Raw genomic sequence first — 21070 nt, 5'->3', positions numbered from 1 at the left:
GTGCGGAGACAGGGATGGCGTGAGTGCTGCATCTTCCTGCTCGACCTTTCGCTCCTTCAGGCACTCGGCAGACGTCAGTCCCACCAGAAGTGCCAGACGTCTTGGGTGAGCAGCTTTCGGGCGTAGTCGGGGAAGCCGTTGGGGGCGTAGGAAATGTTGCTCGAGCAGAAGGACAGATGTTCGGCGGCCAGGAGCATGGCGTCTTCCATGCTCTGCGGGGGTGCGGCCACGGCTACCCAGAGATCGCCGATGTCGATGGAGACGACGGTGGCTCCGAAGCGGTCTTCCCAGGTGCGTAGGAGAGCGGAAAGAGGTGCTGTGTCGCCGCCGTAATTGCAGGAGCCGGTCCATCCTGTGACGGTCAGGACGTCTGCGCCGCGGGCGGCCGGCACCAGGGCCAGGTGGCTCTCGCCGGTGAGGTTCCGAACGATCTGGTCGGCGTGGAGGCCGGGATCCTTGGACCGGGGTGCGGGCGGTGCCAGGCCCGGCCATGTCCGGAACGGTTGGCCTGCCACACGGTCGGCTTCTTCATGCCAACGCCATTCGCCGGTGAGATGGGCGTCGAGGTCGAAGGCGTCTATCCGGGCGGGGTCGCGGTATGCCTCGTCGTCCTCCCCGGCATCGGGAATGATCTCCTCGGACAGGATCAGCGGCCATAGACCGGATCGGGGATGAGCGATCCGCAACGCGGTCCACAGCTCGGCGGAGACCGGTTCGTGGCTCTCCCACCAGCCTGGACGGTCCCAGTCTTCGTCGTTCGCCAATTCGCCTGAGGGCAGCGGGACATTGAGAGTTCGCCCTATACCGCCGTCGAGGAACAAAGTGCCGAGGCCGTCAGGCAGCGCCATAGGGGTTCCCTTCCGCTTGGGGCTGTCGGTGCTTCGAATGCGGCACGACAAGCGTCCCGATACTTGCCATAGTGGCGTCTATCGTGTCGCTGTGGCGAGCCTCCGCCAGGAACGCCTGAACCGCTTCTCGTTGCTCGTGCGCGTCGGCCGTCGGCCGCTTCGACACCTGTACCTTGCGGCGGGCACGGCTGGCGAGCATCTTGGCGGCGGTGGACCTGTCGAGGATCCGGCCGATCTCGTCGGACAGCACCGCGAACAGCTCGTGCAGCACGAAAGCCAGCCGCTCGCCCGGCTTGAGTGAGTCCGGGACGGTGGGGAGCGCGAGCCCGATCGAGTCGGTGAGCTCCACGTCGTCGACCGTCACCACGAGCTCGGGGGAGCCGGTCGTCGTAGGACGCCTGAGAACCGCAACCGGGCCGCTTGGACCACGTCCTCGGTGTCGGTGTGCGATTCGAGCATGCGGTAGGCGACGGCGTGCAGCCGGTCGCGCTGGTCCTTGAACGTTTCCAGGTCTGGTCGAGCTCACGTAGCCGACATGTCGGAGGGACCGGACGAGTCCAGCGCTGCAGAACCGGTTCGGGGTTGAGTCGGAAGACCTCGTGGGTCGAAAGCGGCGTGCTGTCGGAGGTCATGCGACGGGCGCGCGGCTGATCCCGGTTCCGGTGCGGCCGGTGCTTTCGGGGGGCGGACGACTGCCGTGGCCTAGCCATTCCGGCATTGAGTCCGTGGCGGGGGCGATTTCCGAAGGCTCGGTTTTCGAGTCATTCCCACCGGCCCGAGGTGCCTCAGGGCTGAATCTGACGGCACCTGTGGCGACCTCGGGCCGGCTTCGCAGCAGATGTCAGCACGCGTTCTCAGCATCTGCCATAGGGGTAATGCTCAGGGTCGGCTCACCACCAGCCGCCGCCCCAGCCCCAGCCCCAGTCGTCGCAGTCGTCCCACCACCAGCCGCCGCCGGCCTGGGCCGCCGCGGTGACGTTCGTGACGGTTTCAGCCTCCGCCGAAGTCGCGATCGCGGGAGCGCCGAGCAGGGCCACGCCGAGGGCGGTGACGCCCAGCGTCTTTCTGATCATGCCTACCTCCAGGGTGAGGATGTGACCGAATGGCTTCCTTCTGCCATTCGATACCGAGGCTAATTGGCTGATGTCCGACATTGGGTATTGGGAAATGTTGTGAATGTTCTATTGTTGGTCAAATGGAAGGCCATATTGCCTTTTGTCCAAAATTTCAGCAGCTCTTTCTGGTGTTCTCCGAGGAGGAGTGGGTTCTGGGATCGAAAGGACTCTCAGGGTTTGAAATGCGCCGGAAGGGATATCCGCGACCTTCCACCAGTGTGATGGCGACGGTCCGGCGGGCCGTACCGGCGGCTGTGCGGGAATCCCGGCAGATCCGGGCGCTTGCCGGGTTCTCCCCGGCCGTGAAGGCGAACTGCATCGATCGAATGTGGAACATTCCAAAACGTTCCGGATGTGATCTTGTATGCGCCGGAAGCGTTTTCTGAATTCGTTAGATTTGTCGTAGTTCGCATGGATTTTCACAGGTTTCCTGGCTAGTCTCGGTCTCCGTTTCTCCGGCCCGTGTCCAGAGTCGAGAACCGAGGACCCGTTCCGCACAGTCGAGATTCCGTCGTCACGGAGTGCCATGAGCAGCCCGCCCCGCAGCCGGTCCCTGAGAGCGAGGATCGTCCCGCTCCTCCTGATCCCTCTCACCTCGCTCACCCTTCTGTGGGGCTACGTGGTGGCCGACGCCTCGCAGGACGCCGTGCGCAACCGGATCCTGACCGACGACACCCGGCGGTACGTCGAGAGCTACGGACTGCTGGCGCAGGAGCTGGGCGCCGAACGCCTGGCCTCGGTCGTCTTCCTCGGGACGCCGGACTCCCAGGGCGAGGACCTCAGGGCCCGGCGGCTGCGGAGCGACGCCGTCATCGTCCGGTACAAGGCGGACACCGAGAGGCTCTCCAAGCCGATGGGGAACGCGGAGAACTTCAGCTCGCGCACCGGCGCGCTCCTGCGCGAACTCGCCCGCCTGACGGAGATCAGGCGGGACGTGGACCGGCTCACGGCGAGCCGACTCAAGATCATTCGCGAGTTCGACCCGATCTTCGCGGCCCTGTCCTCCGTGTACGACTCGACGGTGGTCTTCCCCGACCGGCGCCTCAGCCAGAGCATCAGCGGGGCCATCGACGGCGGCCGGGCCCTGGAGCGCATGAACAGGGAGAACCTGCTGGTCGCCTCGGGTTTCCTGAACGGCGGCAGGCTGAGCCGCGAGGAATGGGTCGCCTTCGCGCAGGCCGTCGCCGAGCAGCGGGAGCTGTGGAGCCTGCAGCGGTCGCTGATGCCCGGCGACCTCTACGGACGCCACCTGGCGAAGCTCTTCAGCGGACCGGAGTACCAGCGGTTCCGCGCGCTGGAGGACCTCGTCGTCAAGACGCCGAGCGGTCAGATGCCGTTCGGCCCCGACGAATGGGGCCAGGCGGCCGAGGCCGCGTTCACCATCATCGGCGCCGCCCACTACAAGGCCGCCGAGCAGACCGATCAGGAGGGCGAGGACCTCGGCAGGAGCCTCTTTCTGCGGGCCGGCCTGATCGGCGGCGGGGGACTCCTCGCCGTCGTGCTCTCGATCTTCCTTTCGATCAGGTTCGCCCGGTCCATGCTCGGGGAGCTCCTCCGGCTCAGGGACGACGCCCGGGAACTGGCGGACGGCCGGCTGCCGGACATCGTCGCCCGTCTCCGCTCCGGCGAGCGGGTCGACCTCGCCGAGGAGACGCCCCTGCGGCGCGGCAGCGAGATCAAGGAGGTCGACGAGGTCTCCGAGGCCTTCGCCGCCACCCAGCGGACCGCCGTCGCCGCGGCGGTCGGCGAAGCCGAACTCCGGCGGGGCGCCGGCCGGATCTTCGAGAACATCGCCCGCAGGAACCACTCCCTGCTGCACCGCCAGCTGCTCATGCTCGACCGGCTGGAGAGCCGCGCCGAGGCCGGCGACCTGGCCGAGCTGTTCAAACTGGACCACCTCACCACCCGCATGCGCCGGCACGCCGAAAGCCTCATCATCCTGTCCGGCACGGCGCCGGTCAGAGGCTGGAAGCACCCGATCCGGATGATCGACGTCCTGCGCGCGGCGGTCGCCGAGATCGAGCAGTACACCCGGGTCTCGGTCACCACGACCAGCGAGGACGGCGTGACCGGCTCCGCCGCGACGGACGTCATCCACCTGCTCGCCGAGCTCATCGAGAACGCCGCCTCCTTCTCTCCTCCGGCCACCGAGGTCGTCGTCTCCGCGGGGCCGGCCGGCAACGGGTGCGTGGTGGAGATCGAGGACCGCGGCCTGGGCATGACGGGCGAGGCGTACGAGCGGTTCAACGCGATGCTGGCCGACCCGCCCGAACCCGGCTTCGCCGACACCGACCAGCTGGGGCTCTTCGTGGCCGCGAGGCTGGCCGCCCGGCAGGGGATCAAGGTCATGCTGCGTCCCTCGCCGTTCGGCGGGGTGACCGCGATCGTCCTGATCCCCCACGAGGTCCTCGTGCCGCCGGAGGAAGCGGCCGAAGCCGCGCGGGCCGTTCATCCGGGAGGTCTCCGGACGGGCGGGCAGGGCCGGCTCTCGCCCTCCCGCGCCGCCGGCCTTACGGACCCGCCGCAGTCGGTCGCCCCGCCCGACCCGGACACCGGCCGGACCGGGCGCATCGGCGCCCCGCCGCACGAGAGCGCGCCCGTCCTCACCGCGGACCCGGACACCCACGCGGGGCTCCCGCGCCGGACGCGCGGGACGAACATGGCGTCGAGCCTTCGGGACGGCGGCCGGCCCGAGCCGGTCCCGCTCCAGGAGCCCTTCGACGCGCGGAGGTCGCCCGAGCAGGCGAGATCGCGCATGGCCGCCATACAGCGGGGATGGCGCGAGGGAAGAGAGGCCGACGTGACCGAGGCCGAAGACCAGGAACCCACGGAGTGGTGATGTCAACAGCGGGTGACGGCAGGCTGAACTGGCTGCTCGACGAGTTCGTGTCCAACGTTCCGGAGGTGCGCCAGTCGGTGATCCTCTCCAGGGACGGGATCACCATGGCGGCCTCCCGGGGGCTGGACCGGGAGGGCGCCGAACACCTCTCGGCGCTGGCGGCCGGTCTTCAGGGCCTGGCGCGGGGGGCGGGAAGGCACTTCGACGGGGGCCGGATCCAGCAGACCGTCATCGAGATGGAGTCGGTGATCCTGTTCGTGACGGCGGCCGGGGACGGCAGCTGCCTCGCCGTCCTGTGCTCGGCCGACGCCGACGCCGGGCAGATCGCCTACGAGATGACCGTGCTGGTCAAACGGATCGGCCCGCACCTTCAGGCCGGGATCCGTGCGATGTCGGCCCCCGGCCGCGAAGGCTGATGGCCGACCGGCGGGACCCGTGGCTCGACGAGGGTGTGACCCCCGTCGTCAGGCCCTACGCCCTGACCCGGGGCAGGACCGAACCGGAGGGCGAGCACCTCCACCTGACCTCGGTCGTCCAGGCCCTGGTGGAACCCGCCGAGGTGTCCTCGGGGGAGCCGGAGTGCCTGCTCCTCCTCACCCTGTGCCGGAGTCCCGCCGTCGTGGTGGACCTGGCCTCCGACGCGGGTCTCCCTCTGGGCGTGACCAGGGTCCTTCTGGGCGATCTGCGGCACCGGGGAATGATCAGCGTGAGCCGGGAGCCCTCTCCGAACGCGGTGGCCGACCTCCAGGTGATCCAGGAGGTTCTCGACGGTCTCCGCTCCCTCTGAACGGCGGCCGGCGGCCCGCTCCGCCGCGGGGGGCCGCGGTGGCTTCGGTCACTCCGGTCGCTTTTCGTGAAACCAGGTGCTACAGTAGTCACTAGTTGTAGTTGTGGTTCCCATAAACTTCTTATGCGCCCCGCATGGCATCTGGCTTGCGGCGGCGCATTTTTGTTTGACAGGTTCTTCCTGGCGGGGTCATCTCCACAACTCTGGGAGCTCGTAAAGTGCGGGCTCCACGCATGCCTCCAAGGAGATTCAAAACGTGGCTACTGGCACCGTGAAGTGGTTCAACGCGGAAAAGGGCTTCGGCTTCATCGAGCAGGACGGCGGCGGCGCTGACGTCTTCGCCCACTACTCGAACATCGCCGCCCAGGGCTTCCGCGAGCTGCAGGAGGGCCAGAAGGTTTCCTTCGACATCACCCAGGGCCAGAAGGGCCCGCAGGCGGAGAACATCGTTCCCGCCTGATTGCTTCACCTCCCCCGGGGGCTCGAACTCTCAGTGATTTCGAGCCCCCGCGGGCTCTCTGCTCCACACCTGGTTCGTACTTGGATTTGCCTCCTCGATACGTGCCGCCTCGAGGAAGGTCGATTCCATGACCCGTGCACCCCAGCGCAGGACACACCGCTCCAATTCCGGCTCCAACCGCAGGAGCCAGCCCGTCTCCCGGACCACCGAGTTCGCGATGCCGGTCAACACCGTGCCGCCGCTCCCCCCGGTCGAGGAGTTCGCCGCGATGAACATGCCGGCCCCGCTGCTGGCGACCCTCGCGGCACAGGGCCTGACCGCGCCGTTCCCGATCCAGGCCGCGACGCTGCCCAACGCGCTCGCCGGCCGTGACGTGCTCGGCCGCGGCCGCACCGGCTCCGGCAAGACGCTCGCCTTCGGGCTCGCCGTGCTCTCCCAGATCACCGGGAAGCGGGCCGAACCCGGTAAGCCGCTGGCCCTGGTGCTGGTGCCGACCCGCGAGCTCGCCCAGCAGGTCACCGACGCGCTCATGCCGTACGCCAACGCCGTGCGGATCCGCCTCACCACGGTCGTGGGCGGCATGTCCATCGGCCGGCAGGCCTCCTCGATCAGCCGGGGCTGCGAGGTCGTCATCGCGACCCCCGGCCGGCTCGCCGACCTGATCGACCGCGGCGCCGTACGGCTCGACGGCGTCGGCGTCACGGTGCTGGACGAGGCCGACCAGATGGCCGACATGGGCTTCCTCCCGCAGGTGACCCGGCTGCTCGACCAGGTCAAGCCCGGCGGGCAGCGGATGCTGTTCTCGGCCACCCTCGACCGCAACGTCGACCGGCTGGTCCGGCAGTTCCTCAACGACCCGGTCACCCACTCGGTCGACCCGTCGGCCGGCGCGGTCACCACGATGGAGCACCACCTGCTGCACGTCTCGGACGCCGGGAAGATGGACGCCACCGTCCACATCGCCGCCCGCGACGGCCGGACCATCATGTTCGTCGGGATGAAGCACACCGCCGACCGCCTCACCAAGAAGCTGCTGTCCAGCGGCGTCCGCGCCGCGGCCCTGCACGGCGGCAAGTCCCAGCCGCAGCGCAACCGCACCCTGGAGCAGTTCCGCACCGGTGAGGTCAACGTGCTGGTCGCCACCAACGTGGCGGCCCGCGGCATCCACATCGACGGTCTCGACATGGTCGTGAACATCGACCCGCCGACGGACCACAAGGACTACCTGCACCGCGGCGGCCGTACGGCCCGCGCGGGCGAGTCCGGCACGGTCGTCACCCTGGTCCTGGGCAACCAGCGCCGCGAGATGGACCAGATGATGCGCACCGCCGGCATCACCCCCAGCGAGGCCCGCGTCTCCGCCGGCGAGGCGCTCCTCACCAGCATCACCGGCGCCCAGGCCCCCTCCGGGATCCCCGTGATCATCGCCCCCGTGGCGGTGCCCGCGCCGCGCCGCGCCCAGGGCAACGGCAACCGCCGCCGCTCGGGCTCCGGCTCGGGTTCCGGTTCGGGCCAGCCCCGCCGCGTCGGCCACGGCCGCCCGCAGCGTGCGGCCACCGCCCGCTAGCCCGCGTTTCCCGCACTCGGGAGAACGGCGCGCACCCCATCGGGGTGCGCGCCGTTCCGCGTTGCGGGGGTGCTAACGTCGCGGTGGCGTGATCTCACCTGGTGCCGAGGGAGGTTGATGAATATGGCTGCGAGCCGTGTCGTCACCATGCCCTCTTCCGGGCCCGTGCCGGTCTAGAGTCCGGCCGGGTCGTTCGAACGACCAGGAGTCTCACGTGTCTTCTTTCTTTTCGGCGTCCGCAGCCGATGTCATCACCGACCGCCTCGTTCTGCGGTCGTGGACGCCCGGCGAGGTCGCCGCGGTCCTTTCCGGCACTCGTCCGGCGCACTGGGCCGGGGACTTCCCCGCCGAAGGCGATCACGTCATCGCCGGACTGTTCGGTGACAACCCCGCCTGGCTGGGCGAGTACGGCCACCGTCAGATCGTCGAGCGCGACAGCGGCCTGGTGGTCGGTTCGATCGGCTTGTTCTGGCCGCCCGCCGACGGCGCCCTGGAGATCGGGTACGGCATCGTGCCCTCCCGGCGCAATCGCGGCTACGCCCCCGAGGCCACCCGCGCCCTGACGGCGTTCGCCCTCACCGCGCCGGGGGTCCACACGGTCTGCGCCGATGTGGAGCTCTCGAACCCTCCCTCGATCCGGGTGCTGGAGAAGGCCGGCTTCCAGCGGTCGAGCGTCGAGCCCGCGCAAGGAACGGCCCGGTACAGCGTCGGTAGGTAGACCCTGCGCTGTTCGGCGGCGGTGCCCTGGCCTTCCTGTCGGCCACCGTCGCCCTGCCCGTCATCGCCACAACCGCCCTAGCCTTCGCCCTGACCGTCGCCGCAGGCGCTTTCTTCAAGGTCGCCCAGGACTACAACCTGCTGCTCGTCTGGCGTCAGAGGGGGAGACCGGCGCGGGTGCGGTGGAGGAAGGCGCGTTCGGCGGTGGTGGGGGCGAGGGACAGGGCGGCGTCGTAGGAGGCGGCGGCTTCGGGGAGGCGGCCGAGGCGACGGAGGAGATCGGCGCGGACGGAGTGGTAGACGTGATGGCCGTCGAGGCCGAGGCCGTCCAGCAGGAGAAGGGCGGTGGCGGGGCCGTGGACCTCGGCCACCGCGACCGCCCGGTGCAGCGCGACGACCGGCGTCGGGGAGTGCGCGAGCAGCGCGTCGTAGAGGTGGAGGATCTGCGGCCAGTCGGTGGCTCCGGTGGTCGGAGCGTCGGTGTGGACGGCGTTGATGGCGGCCTGGAGCTGGTACGGGCCGGGCCGGTTCCGGCGCAGGCAGGCGCGCAGCAGGGTGCGGCCCTCGGCCAGTTGGGCCGTGTTCCACAGGGTCCGGTCTTGGTCGGGAAGCAGGACGAGGTCTCCGTCGGGGGTGGTGCGGGCGCGGCGCCGCGCGTCGGTGAAGAGCATGAGGGCCAGCAGGCCCGTCGCCTCCGGCTCGTCGGGCATGAGCTCGGTGAGGAGCCGGGCCAGCCGGATCGCCTCGGCGCACAGATCGGCGCGGACGAGCCGGTCGCCGGACGCCGCCGCGTACCCCTCGTTGAAGATCAGGTAGAGGACGGCCAGGACGGTCGGGAGCCGGTCGGGCAGTTCCGTCTCGGCGGGTACCCGGTAGGGGATCCCCGCGTGGCGGATCTTGTTCTTGGCGCGGACGAGCCGCTGGGCCATGGTCGGTTCCGGCACCAGGAACGCGCGGGCGACCTCGGCGGTGGTGAGGCCGCCGAGCAGCCGCAGGGTGAGCGCGACCCGGGCGGGCGCCGCGAGCGCGGGATGGCAGCAGGTGAAGATCAGCCGGAGCCGGTCGTCGTGCACGGGCCCCTCCTCGGCGTCGTGAGCGGGATCCGCCTCGGCGGGGGCGGTCCCGCCGAGGACGGAGCGGGGGAGGGGCTCACGGAGGCGCCGATCGTGCCGGGCCTCGCGGCGGAGCCGGTCGATGGCGCGGTTCCGGGCCGTGGTGATGATCCACCCGGCCGGGCTGGGCGGAACCCCGTCCTTCGGCCAGCGCTGCAACGCGGTGGCGAAGGCGTCCTGAACCGCCTCCTCCGCGAGGTCGAGTTCGCCGAAGACACGTGTCAGCACGGCGACCGCGCGCCCGTACTCCGCGCGGAAGACCTGTCCGATCTCCTCGGTCACGCCGCCGGGTCCTGGAGGGGGCGGACCTCGACGGGCAGGGTCGTGATCTCGGCGAGCCTGCGCGCCCAGCCGAGGGCGGCGTCCAGGTCGGGAGCGGCGATGATGTCGAAGCCGCCCAGGAACTCCTTGCCTTCGATGAACGGCCCGTCCGTCATGAAGGCGCCGTCGTCGCGGGGCCGGACGACGGTGGCGGTGTCGGGAGGGTGCAGCGCCCCGGCGAACACCCATGCACCGGCGGCTTTCAGGTCGGCGTTGAGGGCGTCGAGTTCGTTCCGCATCTCCTCGAGGGCCTCGGGTGGCGGAGGTTCACCGTCGGCAGGCACATAGAGGGCGAGCAGGTACCGCTTCACCGGTGGTCTCCGATCATTTCGGGCCGGTACCGGAGGACGAGGGTCCCGGTCGTCGTCGGCCGGACTTCCAGGAGCCGTAGTCGGCGGGGCGACGGCGCGTCGCGGAACAGCCGCTTGCCGCCGCCGAGCAGGAGCGGGTGCATGAACAGAAGGTACTCGTCGACGAGGTCGTCACGGATGAGGGTCTGGGCGAGGTCACCGCTGCCCAGGACGGCGATCGTCCCGCCGTCCTCCTCCTTGAGCCTCGTGACGGCCGCCGTGACGTCCCCTTCGAGCTGGACGGTGTTCTCCCATTCCAGCGTGCGCGGCGAACGGGACGCGACGTACTTGGCGGAGGAGTTGAGATGTGCGGTGGCCGGGTCGTCGGAGGGTCCGGTCGGCCAGTACGCGGCCATCTTGTCGTAAGTGCGGCGGCCGAACAGGAACGCGTCGGTGGCCGCCATGCCCCGCCCGGCGGTCTCGCCGATCACGTGGTCCTGATAGGCCGCGCCCCAGCCGCCGTGCGCGAATCCTCCGGAGGTGTCCTCCTCGGGCCCGCCATACCCCTGCATGACTCCGTCGAGCGACAGGAACTCGATGATGATCAGCTTGCGCACGGCCGTCCTCTCCGGGACCGGCCTCGCGCCGGTCTCCCGCCCCTTATACGAACGGCCTGCCGTCGGATCGACACCTCGAACGAAGATCTTTCTCAGCCGTTCGGGCGCGGCCGGGTGCGAAGGAGGGGGCGGGCGACCGCCCGGCCCGGCTACTCGAAGTCGTCGGGGCTGAAGTCCTCGGGATTGCGGGCTCCGTGCCGGTCTTCCTCCGAGGCCTCCGGGGATGACGGCGGCCGCCGTGAGGCCTTCTTCTCGGTCGGTGTCGGCGGCGTACCGGACGCCTCCTCGGAGGCTCCCCGCTCGACGTGTCCGGCCTCTTCCCCTCGCTGTTCCTTCATGTTCGGTCTCCTTCCGGGCCGCGGGCCGCTCCTGATGCGAAGCGCGCTCCTTCCACTGCTATCACGCCTGGTGATCGGTTGGTTTCAGGGCAAATCCAGCTTTTGGGATGGGTTCGCCTAGCTTTTGCGGGAAATTTCAACCAGGTCCGTGGCGGGAGAGGACCCTCGCCACTCCAGGAGGAGGACGGTGGCGTCGTCCTGGAGCGGCTGGTCGTGATGGGCCAGGAGGGTGCGGATCAGGCGGCGGAGGGTCTCGGAGATGGAGACGCCGTCGGCGATGTGGCGGAGGACGAAGTCGATGAAGCGGTCCAGGCCGAACTCGTGGCCGTGGTGGTCGCGGGCCTCGGTGATGCCGTCGGTGTACAGGAGGAGGCGGTCGCCCGGCTCCAGGTGCTCGGTGCACACGGTCACCGGCAGGTCCAGGTCCATGCCCATCGGGTGGGAGGGCGGGCACTGCAGGCGGGTGACCCAGCGGCCGCCGCGGATCAGGATCGGCGGATGGTGGCCGTGGTTCACCCAGGTGAGGGCGCCGGTCGAGGTGTTCAGATCGGCCATGATCGCGGTGACGAAGCGGTTGGAGGAGCCGAACTCCTGCAGGAGGGCGGTCTCGATGCCCCGGCCCGCCTCGGCGAGGGGGACGCCGTGGCGGCGCTGGTTGCGGCTGGAGGCCATGGCCAGGTTCGCCGCCAGTCCGGAGGCCGCGTCGTGGCCCATCGCGTCGAAGATCGACGTGTGGACGTCGTCGCCGGAGACGGCGTAGTCGAAGGCGTCTCCGCCGATCTCGTACGCCGGTTCCATCACCACCCCGATCGCCACCCGGTCGGAGGCGAACATCGGCGGAGGCAGCAGGTTCCACTGCATCTCCGCGGCCACGTTCATCCGGCGGGTGCGCACCAGCCGCGCGTAGGAGTCGCTGTAGGGGCGCACGCTCACCAGCATCAGCGCCGCCAGCGAGGCCAGGTGCCGCATCCGGTCGATCTCCTGCGGGCCGGCGTGGCCGGAGGTGTGCACCCGCATGACGCCCAGGCGTTCGGTGCCGTCCAGCAGGGGCACCCACCAGTACTCCGCCTCGTTCTCGCCGGATCTCGGGGACGTGAGGATCCGGGCCTGCTGGAACGCGCGTCCGCCCAGCGTTCCGTCCACCCGGATCTCGGCCGCCGCGTCATCGGCTCCCTCCGGGGCCGGGCCGGTCACCGGGCGCAGCACGTTCTGCTGCAGATCGACCAGATAGATCTGCACGTCCCCCACGCCGGCACGGCGCGCGTGCTCGTCGATCAGGTGGGGGAGCTGCTCGAAGACCGCCAGATGGCTGGCCTCCAGCAGTTCGGTCAGCATCCGCTCGAACCCGGACTCCCCACCCGCCGGTTCCCGCCCCCCGTTTCCCATACCAGGCGCTATACCCCTTTCATCTGCTGATCGCGCGGGACGGGGAGGCCGGATGGCCGCCGCCGGCGGACGGGCCGAAGCAAGATCGACCGGGCCGGGGCTTCCGCGCGCCCCGGCGGCGTGCCAGCCTGTGTGCATGGTCGAGATACGGCGGGTGTGGCTGATCCGGCACGGGCAGAGCGAGTCGAACGCGGGGCTGCCGACGAACGGGCCGGGCGCGGCTCCGCTCACGGAGCGCGGACGGGAGGAGGCGGAGCGGATGGCCGCGTCCTTCTCCGAGCCGCCCGACCTCGTCATCAGCTCGCCGTTCCTCCGGGCGAGGCAGACCGCCGAGGCGACCCTCGACCGGTTCCCCGGAGTCCCGTACGAGGAGTGGCCCGTCGAGGAGTTCACCTACCTGGGCGCGCTGCACGGCCCGCAGACCACGGCCGCGCAGCGGCGCCCGCACGCGGCGGCCTACTGGGGGCGCGCCGACCCCTCCCACATCACCGGGGGCGACGGGGAGTCCTTCAAGGCGCTCATCGTCCGCGCCCGCGCCTTCCTGGACCGTCTCGCCGACCGCCCGGAGGAGGGCCTGATCGCGGTGTTCACCCACGGCCTCTTCATGGAGGCCGTGCTCTGGACGCTGCTCACCGGCACCACGGACCCCGACCCCGCGGCGATGCGCGCCTTCATCCACTTCGACGGCGTCTGCAACATCCCCAACTGCACCGTCACCGAACTCTGGCGTCCGACCGACTCGTACGGATACCGCGTCGTCGGCGGCGGAACCTCCCACCTGGGCCAGACCCCCACGGTCCAGGGAACGGCCTCGGCGGTGTTCCTGGATTGAGAGGGCCGCCCGCGTGCCGTGCTCCGGGGCGGAGCACGGCACACCGGAGGGGTCAGCGGGAGCGGAACTCGAGCCAGAGGTCGCTCGGGGCCTGGGCGGTGACGGCACGGCCGGTGCCGACGGCGGCGACGGGGGAGAAGGACGCGCCGTGCTGAGAGAGGAGGGCCTGGGCCTCGTCGAGGGAGTCGACGGAGAAGGACAGGAGGAGCTGGCCGGGGCGCAGGGGGCGTCCCGGGTCGGGGACCGAAGGGACCTCGGCGTCGAAGCCGAGCAGCTCCAGGCGGGACGGGGTCTTCTGCTCGTCGGCGAGCAGGGCCATGGTGAACGGGACGGGCTCGGGCAGGGCCATCAGGCCGGCGACCGCGGGATCGGCCTGGAAGACGTTCCGGCGGACCTCGGGGAGGCCCGCGGCGGCGAAGAACCCCAGGGCGGCCTCGAGGTCGGGGACGGTCCAGATGAGGCTGTGCACCTGGGAGAAGAGCCGGGACGGGTCGTCGTCCAGCGCGCTCGGCAGGCGGTTCTCCGAGCCCAGCAGCACCACGGGACCACCGCCCGGAACGATGCAGAACGTACCGCTCAGGGTGAAGAACTTGGTGGCGAAGACGACGGTCTCCCCGACGTCCGCGCCGCCCTCCTTCGCCAGGCGGGAGCCCTCCTCCTGGTCGAGGCAGTAGACGTCGACCGCGTGGCCGCCGGTCCGGTACGGGTCGTACTCCAGGGGCTCCTCGTCGGTGTGGACCACCCGGATCTGCCCGGGAAGGGCCCGGCCGGACGCGTCCCGCACCGCGAAGGTGCGCTGCTCGGCCTCGCCTGACAGGCCGTACAGCGCCTGCGAGGCGTCCGCCGAGAGCACGGTCCTGTCGGTCTCGGCGAACCCGATGTTCTCCAGGAAGGCCGCGGTGGCGTCCATCGTGTTCGTGCCGAGGACCACGGCGTCGGGGCTGGACAGGAGGGTCATGACTTCACTGCCTTGCTCGAAGGGGATTCGGAGGGGATGAGGAGGGTCTTGCCGCGGGTCTCGCCGCGGTGGGCCCTGGCGATGTCGGCGAGCGGGACGCGGTCGCCGATGTCGAGGGAGATGCGGCCGGCGTCGAGGTCGGCCACGAGGCGGGCCAGCTGGGCGCTGTCGGGGTGGGCGTTGATCCGGGCGCCGCGGGTGCCGCGTTCCGGGTCGTCGGCGGCCGGGGTCGTCACCGAGATGATCGTTCCTCCGGGGCGGAGGAACACGGCCAGTTCCGGGGTGGGGACGGGAGCGAGGTTCACGATGAGGTCGACGGGCTCGATCGCGTCCGGTGCGAGGTCGTCGGTGCGGCCGACGACCTCGCGGGCGCCCTGGGCCCGGAGGCGGTCGGCGTGGCGCGGGCTCGCCGAGGCCACCACGACGGCTCCGGCTGCGACGGCCAGCTGGGTCGTGAGACCGCCGACGGAGCCGCCGGCCGCGGTGACGAGCACCCGCTGGCCCGCCTGGAGCCCGCCGTGCTCGAACAGGGTCTGGACCGCGGTGAGCCCGGAGGAGGGGAGGGCCGCGGCGTCGGCGAGCGGGACGGTCGTGGGCGCGGACACCAGCAGCTCGGCGGGGACGACGATGTACTCCGCGGCCGCGCCCGGCCTGTCGAGCGGCAGGTAGGCGACGATCTCGTCGCCGACGGCGACCCTGTCGAGGCTGACGCCGTCACCGAGTTCGGCGACCGTCCCGGAGACGTCGATGCAGGGCGTGTGCGGCAGGACGACGGGGAAGAACGCCTGCAGCGCCCCCTGGCGGATGTGGGAGTCGACGGGGTTGAAGGCGGCCGCCGCGACCTGGATCAGGACCTCGCCCGCGCCGGGAACGGGTCGTTCGACCTCCTCGACGACCAGGACGTCAGGGTCGCCGAACCGGTGGTATCGAGCTGCCTTCATGCTGGGTGTGCTCCTTCTTGCGGAGGGGATGACAGGGCCTCGAGACGGGCTGCGAGCTCCGTCCGGTAGGCGGCCGCGTTGGCCAGCTTAAGATCTTCGTATCCCCGCACCATGTCGGGGAGTTCGACGATCTCCGTCACGAGTGCCTGATTCGCGGGGGTCAGGGCTTCCAGGGCCGTGGTGACGGCCTCGACGTACTCCTCGATGAGGGAGCGCTCCAGGACCCGCACTCCGGCGCGGCCGAAGAGGTCCAGTCGCGTTCCGCGGAGGCGGCGCATGCCGTGGAGGGCGCGCAGCGCGGGCCTGGACCACGGGCCGAGGCTGATCTTCTTGTCCATGCCCAGAGTGCGCAGAACGGGTGGGTGGAGCCGGTAGGAGTAGCGGGCCCCCTTCCCGAACCGCTCCCGCACGGCCTCCTCGAACGCCGGGTCGAGGGAGAGCCTCGCCACCTCGTACTCGTCCTTGTACGCCATGAGCTTGTGGAGGTTCCTCGCCACGCCGAGGGTGACGCTCCCGGACCCGCCGAGTGCTTCGGCTTCCCGGGAGCGGACACGCTCCACGAACTCGGCATACCGCTGGGCGTACTTCACGTCCTGGTAGGCGACCAGTTCGCCGACCCGGTGGGAGACGAGTCCGGCGAGCGCGGCGTCCTCCCCGGACCTCACCGAATCGGCGATCGCCGAGATCCGCGCGTCCGGCACGTCACGGCTCTCGGAACGCACGGGCAGGGCGGCCTGGAGGCCCTCCGGGTCGGCGATGAGCTGCCGCCCGCGGCGGAACGCCTCCAGGTTGCGCTCGACGGCCACCCCGTTGAGCCCGATCGCCCGCTCCAGCGTGCCCGCCGGGATCGGCAGCGCCCCGGCCTGCACGGCCATGCCGACCAGGAAGATGTTGGCGTACTGGTCGTCGTCGAACAGCGCCCGGACGATCCCGCCGGCGTCGGCGAAGGCGCCGTCCTCCCGGCGGGTGAGGTTCCGGATGCCGTCGGAGATCTCGTCGACGGACGGGAAGGCGACCTTCGTGTCGGTCACCATCGCCCCCGTCGGGACCTTCGTCGTGGAGACGACCGCGATGGTCCGGCCGGGCGAGGTGACGGCCAGGTTCGCCTCGCTCCAGGCCACCAGGATGTCGCAGCCGAGGTAGAGGTCGCATTCGCCCGGGCCGACCTTGTTGGCGCCGACGACAGGGGCGGTCGACAGCCTGATGTCGGAGACGACCGCGCCGCCCTTCTGCGCCAGGCCCAGCTGGTCCAGGCCGCGCACGTGCATGCCCGCCATCGTCGCGGCGGTGGAGATGATCTGCGCGGTCGTCACCACGCCCGTCCCGCCGATGCCGGTGATGCGCATGGCGAAGTCGGCGGCGTCGACCTTGGACTCGGGTTCGGGCAGGTCATGGCCGGTGAACGGCTCGGAGACGCGGGCGGCCTTCTCGCCGGGGATCACGGTGACGAACGACGGGCAGTCCCCGTCCAGGCACGAGAAGTCCTGGTTGCAGGAAGCCTGGTGGACCTGGGTCTTGCGGCCGAATTCGGTCTCGACGGGGTGCAGCGAGAGGCAGTTCGACGTCGTGCCGCAGTCACCGCAGCCCTCGCACACGCGCTCGTTGATGAAGACGCGTTCCGCGGGGGCCGCGGCGCGGCCGCGTTTGCGTTTGCGGCGGAGCTCGGTGGCGCATTCCTGGTCGTGGATCAGCACGGTGACGCCGTCGACGGCCGACAGCTCCTCCTGCGTCTCCAGGAGCCGGTCCCGGTGGCGGACCTCGACGCCGCGGGGAAGGCGCACCTTCTTGTAGCGCCCGGGATCCTCGGTGGTGACGACGACTCTGGACACGCCCTCCGCGAGCAGCGCCCTGACCACCTGGGGTACCGACATCCTGCCGATGGCCCGCTGCCCGCCGGTCATGGCCACGGCGTCGTTGTAGAGCAGCTTGTAGGTGATGTTCGAGCCCGCCGCGACGGACGCGCGGACCGCGAGGCTGCCGGAGTGGTGGAACGTCCCGTCGCCGATGTTCTGGATGAGGTGTCGGCGTTCGACGAAGGGCGCCATCCCGATCCAGGGCGCGCCTTCGCCGCCCATCTGGCAGAGCCCGATGATGTCGCCGACCCGCTCCTCGGGCATCAGCGTGGCCAGGGTGTGGCAGCCGATTCCGGCTCCGACCAGGGATCCTTCGGGCACGGCGGTGGAGCGGTTGTGCGGGCAGCCGGAGCAGAAGTACGGGGTCCGGGGCACCATCGGCAGCAGCGGGAGCGGCCGGGGGGACGGCTTCTCCGGCTGGAAGCGGTCGTCGTTGAGGCGCACGCGCAGCCGGGAGGCGAGGGCCTCGGCGATGAGCTGAGGCGGGAGGTCGGAGTGGGCGCGGAGGAGGGGCTCTCCGGACGGGGTGCGCCTGCCGGAGACGAGCGGGGCGCCCGGCCTGCCGTAGAGGAGGTCCTTGAGCGCCAGCTCGATGAACGGCCGCTTCTCCTCGACGACGACGATCTCTTCGAGGCCGTCGGAGAACTCCTCCACGATCCGGGGCTCCAGCGGGGAGATCATCCCGAGCTTCAGGATGCGGATCCCGGACGAGTCGAGGTCCTCGCGGGAGACGCCGAGCGTCGTCAGAGCCTGGTGGACGTCCAGGTAGGTGCTCCCGGCCGCGACGATCCCCACCTTCGCCCGGGGGTCGCCCTCGATCTTGTTGAGCCCGTTCGCGTACGCGTACCGGCGGGCCAGTTCCGCGCGCGACGTGACCAGGCTGCTCTCCAGAACGGTCAGATTCGGCTGGAGGAAGTTCGCCGAGACGTTGTGGGTGAACGGCTGCCCGTCTATGTCGCGATCCGGGTGGACCGGGGTTACCTGGTCGGCGCGGACCGCCGCGATGCCCGTCCCGTCGACGACGTTCGTGGCCAGCTTCAGCCCCGCCCACAGCCCGCTGAACCGGGACAGCGCGATGCCGTGCAGCCCCAGGACCAGGATGTCCTGCGGGTCGGCGGGCGACAGGACGGCCAGCCCGATCCCCGCCATGGCGGTCTCCGAGCCGCTCGGCACCGTGGAGGACTTGGCGATCGAGTCGTCGCCCACCAGCGCGAGCGCGCCGCCGCTCGGGGCCGCGCCGCCGAGGTTGGCGTGCCGCAGCGCGTCGGTGGCCCGGTCGAGGCCGGGCGCCTTGCCGTACCAGATGCCCACGACCCCGTCGTAGAGCCGCTCTTCGAGCGTCGAGACGAGCTGGGACCCCTGCACCGCGTTCGCGGCGAGCTCCTCGTTGACCGCGGGCCTGAACACGACGTCGTGCTCGTCCAGCAGCTTCTTCCGCCGGTTCAGCTCCAGGTCGTAGCCGCCCAGCGGGGAGCCCTCGTACCCGGCGATGAAGGCCGCCGTCCTCAGCCCGTTCCGGCGGTCCATGCGCATCTGGTCGAAGGGGATCCGCACCAGGGCCTGCAGGCCCGAAAGGTGGATCTCCCCGTCGATCAGCTCGTAGCGGTCTTCCAGGCGTACGGGGCGGTCGGCTGTGGCGGTCACGGTCACGGCCTCCTTCACGGATGAGCGACGGCGACTTCGTCGGCCCCCCAAGTATGTTGGGAGCCGCCGGACAAGCGAAGACCTTGAGGGCACCGTTCCGTTAACGGTGAGTATTTCGCGCAGGCGGTGCCGTCGATGCTGCTCTGGTGCGGAATTTTTGTTCCCCTGGGCGGAACGCGGCCCGGCGTCGGGTCAGGGCACGTCCTTTCCGACCGCTCGCAGGTAGCGGTGGCCGAGGGCCGCGAGGTGGTCGACGAGCGCGGGGGGCCGGGTGACCTCGAAGTCGAGGCCGAGCATGCCGATGTAGACGGCGATGATCTCCAGGCTGTCCCCGCCCGTGACGAGGACGCAGCGGTTCTCGTCGACGGACTCGACGACCCCGACGGTGGCGTTGATGCGGGAGAGGACTTCTTCGGCGGGGGCGAAGACGGTGATGCGGACGTGCTCCTTCCAGCCGGTGAAGGCCACGTCGCGCAGGACGAAGCCCGTGTAGTCGAGGCCGGGGAGGGGAGTGGGGGCGAAGACGCGGCGGGTCGGCGCCCGCGGGGCGATCCAGTCGGCCCGGTAGGTGGACCAGGCGCCGGACTGCGGGTCGCGTCCCACGAGGTACCAGCGCCGTCGCCAGCTGACCAGGCGGTAGGGCTCGACGAGCACGCGGCCGGAGGGGGCGGACGTCGCGGACGGCGGGTCGCCGTTCGCGGTCTCGGGTTCCGCCTCGTAGTCGAAGCGGAACCACTCGCGGTCGCGGATCGCCGACGCGATCTGAGTGAGGACGGCGGCGTCGACCTCGGGGTCCTCGACGTTCTCGCCGTTGTTCTCCGGCGCCTTGGAGGTGGACTCGTGGATCGCGGTCACCTGGCGGCGCAGCCGGTGGGGGAGCACCTGCTCCAGTTTCGCCAGGGCGCGCCCGCTGCTCTCCCGGATGCCGCTGATGCCGGTGCCGGCCCGAAGCCCGATCGCGACGGCGACGGCCTCCTCGTCGTCGAGCAGGAGGGGCGGGAGTTTCGCGCCCGCGCCGAGCCGGTAGGCGCCGGCCGGGCCGCGGGCGGCGTCCACGGGGTAGCCGAGTTCGCGCAGGCGGTCGATGTCGTTGCGGATCGTGCGGGTGCTCACGCCGAGCCGTTCGGCCAGTTCGGGGCCGGGCCAGTCCGGCCGCGACTGTAGGAGGGAGAGCAGGGCGAGCAGTCTCGCCGAGGTTTCCAGCATTCTTCAGAGTATGCCGTTATTTAGGAATCTAATGTTCCTGTATGCCTTCTACCTTGAAGCCATGACGACGACGCAGAACTCCGGTTCCACCAGCATCCGCCCCTTCCGCATCGAGATCGCCCAGGCCGAGCTCGACGACCTCGCCCTGCGTCTCGCCAACACCCGGCTGCCCCGCCCCGCGGCGGGCGACGACTGGACCCTCGGCACCCCGAACGGCTACCTGCGGGAGACCGTCGACTACTGGCGCGACGGGTTCGACTGGCGGGGGCAGGAGGCGCGGATGAACGACTTCCCGCACTACCTGACCGACATCGACGGGCAGACCGTGCACTTCATCCACGTGCCGTCCGCCGAGAAGGACGCGACGCCGCTGCTGCTCATCCACACCTACCCCGGCTCGTTCGCGGACTTCCTCGACATGATCGGCCCGCTCACCGACCCCGTCGCGCACGGCGGCAGGGCCGAGGACGCGTTCTCCGTGGTCGTCCCCTCGATCCCCGGATTCGGCTTCAGCACCCCGCTCGAAGGCGGCGGCTGGACGATGGCGAAGGTCGCCCGCACCTTCGACGCGCTCATGCGCCGGCTCGGCTACGACTCCTACGGCTCGCACGGCAGCGACGCCGGCACGATGATCTCCCGCGAGCTCGGGCTGCTGAGCCCGCCCGGATACCTCGGGATGCACGTGCTGCAGCTGTTCTCGTTCCCCTCGGGCGACCCGGCCGAGTTCGAGGGCTTCGGGCCCAAGGAGTACGCGGCCCTGGAGCACATGCAGTGGTTCCAGTCGGTCGGCGGCTACAACGCGATCAACGCGTCCCGCCCGCAGACCGTCGCCGTCGGCATCGCCGACTCCCCGGTCGGCCAGCTCGCCTGGAGCGAGCTGTTCAACTCCTTCGGCAACGGCACGAGCCTGGTGACCCGCGACCAGATCCTCACCCAGGTCTCCCTCTACTGGTTCACCAACACCCAGGCCACGGCCGGCCGCTACCACTACGAGGAGGCCCACTCCGGCGTCGAACCGGCCCTCAACGGCGCCCCGACCGGCGTCGCCGTCTTCGCCGACGACTTCAAGACCATCCGGAGCCTCGCCGAACGCGACAACACCAACATCGTCCACTGGAGCGAGTTCCCCACCGGCGGCCACTTCGCCTCCATGGAACTCCCCGACACCGTGACCGCCGACCTCCGCGCCTTCTTCGCGGCCCTGCGCGCCGCCTGAACGAAGCGCGCCCCGCACCGCCC

Annotated in this window: 21 protein-coding genes; 9 read left to right on the top strand and 12 right to left on the bottom strand. The window is 70.5% G+C overall.

Annotation, left to right across the window (positions count from 1 at the left end; all coding sequences use genetic code 11):
- Nucleotides 1–74: 74 nt before the first annotated feature.
- From ABD327_RS20245 to ABD327_RS20235, 3 genes are all read right to left on the bottom strand, one after another.
- The gene (locus ABD327_RS20245; protein ID WP_344452095.1) at nucleotides 75–848 is read right to left on the bottom strand and encodes a DUF4253 domain-containing protein; all 774 of its coding nucleotides are present in this window, start codon (nucleotides 846–848) and stop codon (nucleotides 75–77) included.
- Nucleotides 835–1197, bottom strand: a complete 363-nt coding sequence (locus ABD327_RS20240) for a sigma-70 family RNA polymerase sigma factor family protein (protein ID WP_344452093.1) — start codon at nucleotides 1195–1197, stop codon at nucleotides 835–837. The genes ABD327_RS20245 and ABD327_RS20240 overlap by 14 nt, the downstream gene beginning before the upstream one ends.
- Before the next feature lie 541 nt (nucleotides 1198–1738).
- Nucleotides 1739–1921 carry a hypothetical protein gene (locus tag ABD327_RS20235; protein ID WP_344452091.1) on the bottom strand — a complete coding sequence of 61 codons (183 nt, stop codon included), beginning with the start codon at nucleotides 1919–1921 and terminating at the stop codon, nucleotides 1739–1741.
- A gap of 122 nt (nucleotides 1922–2043) precedes the next feature.
- Here ABD327_RS20235 and ABD327_RS20230 point away from each other — a divergent pair, with 122 nt between their 5' ends.
- The 7 genes from ABD327_RS20230 (at nucleotide 2044) to ABD327_RS20200 (ending at nucleotide 8334) form a co-directional block, all read left to right on the top strand.
- The gene (locus ABD327_RS20230; protein WP_344452089.1) at nucleotides 2044–2349 is read left to right on the top strand and encodes a hypothetical protein; all 306 of its coding nucleotides are present in this window, start codon (nucleotides 2044–2046) and stop codon (nucleotides 2347–2349) included.
- Between the two features lie 140 nt (nucleotides 2350–2489).
- On the top strand, nucleotides 2490–4802 hold the full coding sequence (locus tag ABD327_RS20225) for a sensor histidine kinase (RefSeq protein ID WP_344452088.1): 2313 nt from the start codon (nucleotides 2490–2492) through the stop codon (nucleotides 4800–4802).
- Entirely contained in the window at nucleotides 4802–5218 is a 417-nt protein-coding gene (locus ABD327_RS20220) for a roadblock/LC7 domain-containing protein (RefSeq protein ID WP_344452087.1), read from the top strand. The genes ABD327_RS20225 and ABD327_RS20220 overlap by 1 nt, the downstream gene beginning before the upstream one ends.
- Nucleotides 5218–5589 carry a DUF742 domain-containing protein gene (locus ABD327_RS20215; RefSeq protein WP_344452086.1) on the top strand — a complete coding sequence of 124 codons (372 nt, stop codon included), beginning with the start codon at nucleotides 5218–5220 and terminating at the stop codon, nucleotides 5587–5589. The genes ABD327_RS20220 and ABD327_RS20215 overlap by 1 nt, the downstream gene beginning before the upstream one ends.
- Nucleotides 5590–5845: 256 nt before the next feature.
- On the top strand, nucleotides 5846–6049 hold the full coding sequence (locus ABD327_RS20210) for a cold-shock protein (protein ID WP_030475722.1): 204 nt from the start codon (nucleotides 5846–5848) through the stop codon (nucleotides 6047–6049).
- A 127-nt stretch (nucleotides 6050–6176) separates the two neighbouring features.
- Nucleotides 6177–7616, top strand: a complete 1440-nt coding sequence (locus tag ABD327_RS20205) for a DEAD/DEAH box helicase (protein WP_425547162.1) — start codon at nucleotides 6177–6179, stop codon at nucleotides 7614–7616.
- A 214-nt stretch (nucleotides 7617–7830) separates the two neighbouring features.
- Nucleotides 7831–8334: a GNAT family N-acetyltransferase gene (locus ABD327_RS20200; protein ID WP_344452084.1), complete on the top strand. Its 504-nt coding sequence runs from the start codon at nucleotides 7831–7833 to the stop codon at nucleotides 8332–8334.
- A gap of 154 nt (nucleotides 8335–8488) precedes the next feature.
- Here the strand turns inward: ABD327_RS20200 and ABD327_RS20195 are convergent, their stop codons facing one another.
- The 5 genes from ABD327_RS20195 to ABD327_RS20175 all read right to left on the bottom strand — a co-directional run bounded on the left by ABD327_RS20195 (nucleotide 8489) and on the right by ABD327_RS20175 (nucleotide 12397).
- Nucleotides 8489–9727 carry an RNA polymerase sigma factor gene (locus tag ABD327_RS20195; protein ID WP_344452083.1) on the bottom strand — a complete coding sequence of 413 codons (1239 nt, stop codon included), beginning with the start codon at nucleotides 9725–9727 and terminating at the stop codon, nucleotides 8489–8491.
- A complete protein-coding gene (locus ABD327_RS20190) occupies nucleotides 9724–10077 on the bottom strand; it encodes a YciI family protein (RefSeq protein ID WP_344452081.1) in 354 nt (117 codons plus the stop codon). The genes ABD327_RS20195 and ABD327_RS20190 overlap by 4 nt, the downstream gene beginning before the upstream one ends.
- Entirely contained in the window at nucleotides 10074–10673 is a 600-nt protein-coding gene (locus ABD327_RS20185; RefSeq protein ID WP_344452080.1) for a dihydrofolate reductase family protein, read from the bottom strand. The genes ABD327_RS20190 and ABD327_RS20185 overlap by 4 nt, the downstream gene beginning before the upstream one ends.
- A gap of 149 nt (nucleotides 10674–10822) precedes the next feature.
- On the bottom strand, nucleotides 10823–11011 hold the full coding sequence (locus ABD327_RS20180) for a hypothetical protein (protein ID WP_344452079.1): 189 nt from the start codon (nucleotides 11009–11011) through the stop codon (nucleotides 10823–10825).
- 117 nt (nucleotides 11012–11128) lie between these two features.
- Entirely contained in the window at nucleotides 11129–12397 is a 1269-nt protein-coding gene (locus ABD327_RS20175) for a PP2C family protein-serine/threonine phosphatase (protein WP_344452078.1), read from the bottom strand.
- Between the two features lie 136 nt (nucleotides 12398–12533).
- Between ABD327_RS20175 and ABD327_RS20170 the strand changes: the two genes are divergently transcribed.
- Nucleotides 12534–13229, top strand: coding sequence for a histidine phosphatase family protein (locus ABD327_RS20170; RefSeq protein WP_344452077.1), 696 nt, complete (start codon nucleotides 12534–12536; stop codon nucleotides 13227–13229).
- Nucleotides 13230–13281: 52 nt separating this feature from the next.
- Here ABD327_RS20170 and ABD327_RS20165 read toward each other — a convergent pair whose 3' ends face one another.
- The 4 genes from ABD327_RS20165 to ABD327_RS20150 form a co-directional block, all read right to left on the bottom strand.
- Nucleotides 13282–14187 carry a hypothetical protein gene (locus tag ABD327_RS20165; protein WP_344452075.1) on the bottom strand — a complete coding sequence of 302 codons (906 nt, stop codon included), beginning with the start codon at nucleotides 14185–14187 and terminating at the stop codon, nucleotides 13282–13284.
- Nucleotides 14184–15128: an NADP-dependent oxidoreductase gene (locus ABD327_RS20160; protein ID WP_344452074.1), complete on the bottom strand. Its 945-nt coding sequence runs from the start codon at nucleotides 15126–15128 to the stop codon at nucleotides 14184–14186. The genes ABD327_RS20165 and ABD327_RS20160 overlap by 4 nt, the downstream gene beginning before the upstream one ends.
- Nucleotides 15125–18625: an indolepyruvate ferredoxin oxidoreductase family protein gene (locus tag ABD327_RS20155; RefSeq protein ID WP_344452073.1), complete on the bottom strand. Its 3501-nt coding sequence runs from the start codon at nucleotides 18623–18625 to the stop codon at nucleotides 15125–15127. The genes ABD327_RS20160 and ABD327_RS20155 overlap by 4 nt, the downstream gene beginning before the upstream one ends.
- Before the next feature lie 192 nt (nucleotides 18626–18817).
- A complete protein-coding gene (locus ABD327_RS20150) occupies nucleotides 18818–19831 on the bottom strand; it encodes a helix-turn-helix transcriptional regulator (RefSeq protein WP_344452072.1) in 1014 nt (337 codons plus the stop codon).
- 61 nt (nucleotides 19832–19892) lie between these two features.
- Here ABD327_RS20150 and ABD327_RS20145 point away from each other — a divergent pair, with 61 nt between their 5' ends.
- Nucleotides 19893–21047: an epoxide hydrolase family protein gene (locus ABD327_RS20145; RefSeq protein ID WP_344452071.1), complete on the top strand. Its 1155-nt coding sequence runs from the start codon at nucleotides 19893–19895 to the stop codon at nucleotides 21045–21047.
- The last annotated feature ends 23 nt before the right edge of the window (nucleotides 21048–21070 follow it).

The sequence above is a fragment of the Actinocorallia aurantiaca genome, from assembly GCF_039533685.1.
In the GTDB taxonomy this organism is placed as follows: domain Bacteria; phylum Actinomycetota; class Actinomycetes; order Streptosporangiales; family Streptosporangiaceae; genus Actinocorallia; species Actinocorallia aurantiaca.
The sequence above is the reverse complement of the archived record's forward strand: the minus strand, read 5'-3'. Positions and strand labels throughout refer to the sequence as shown.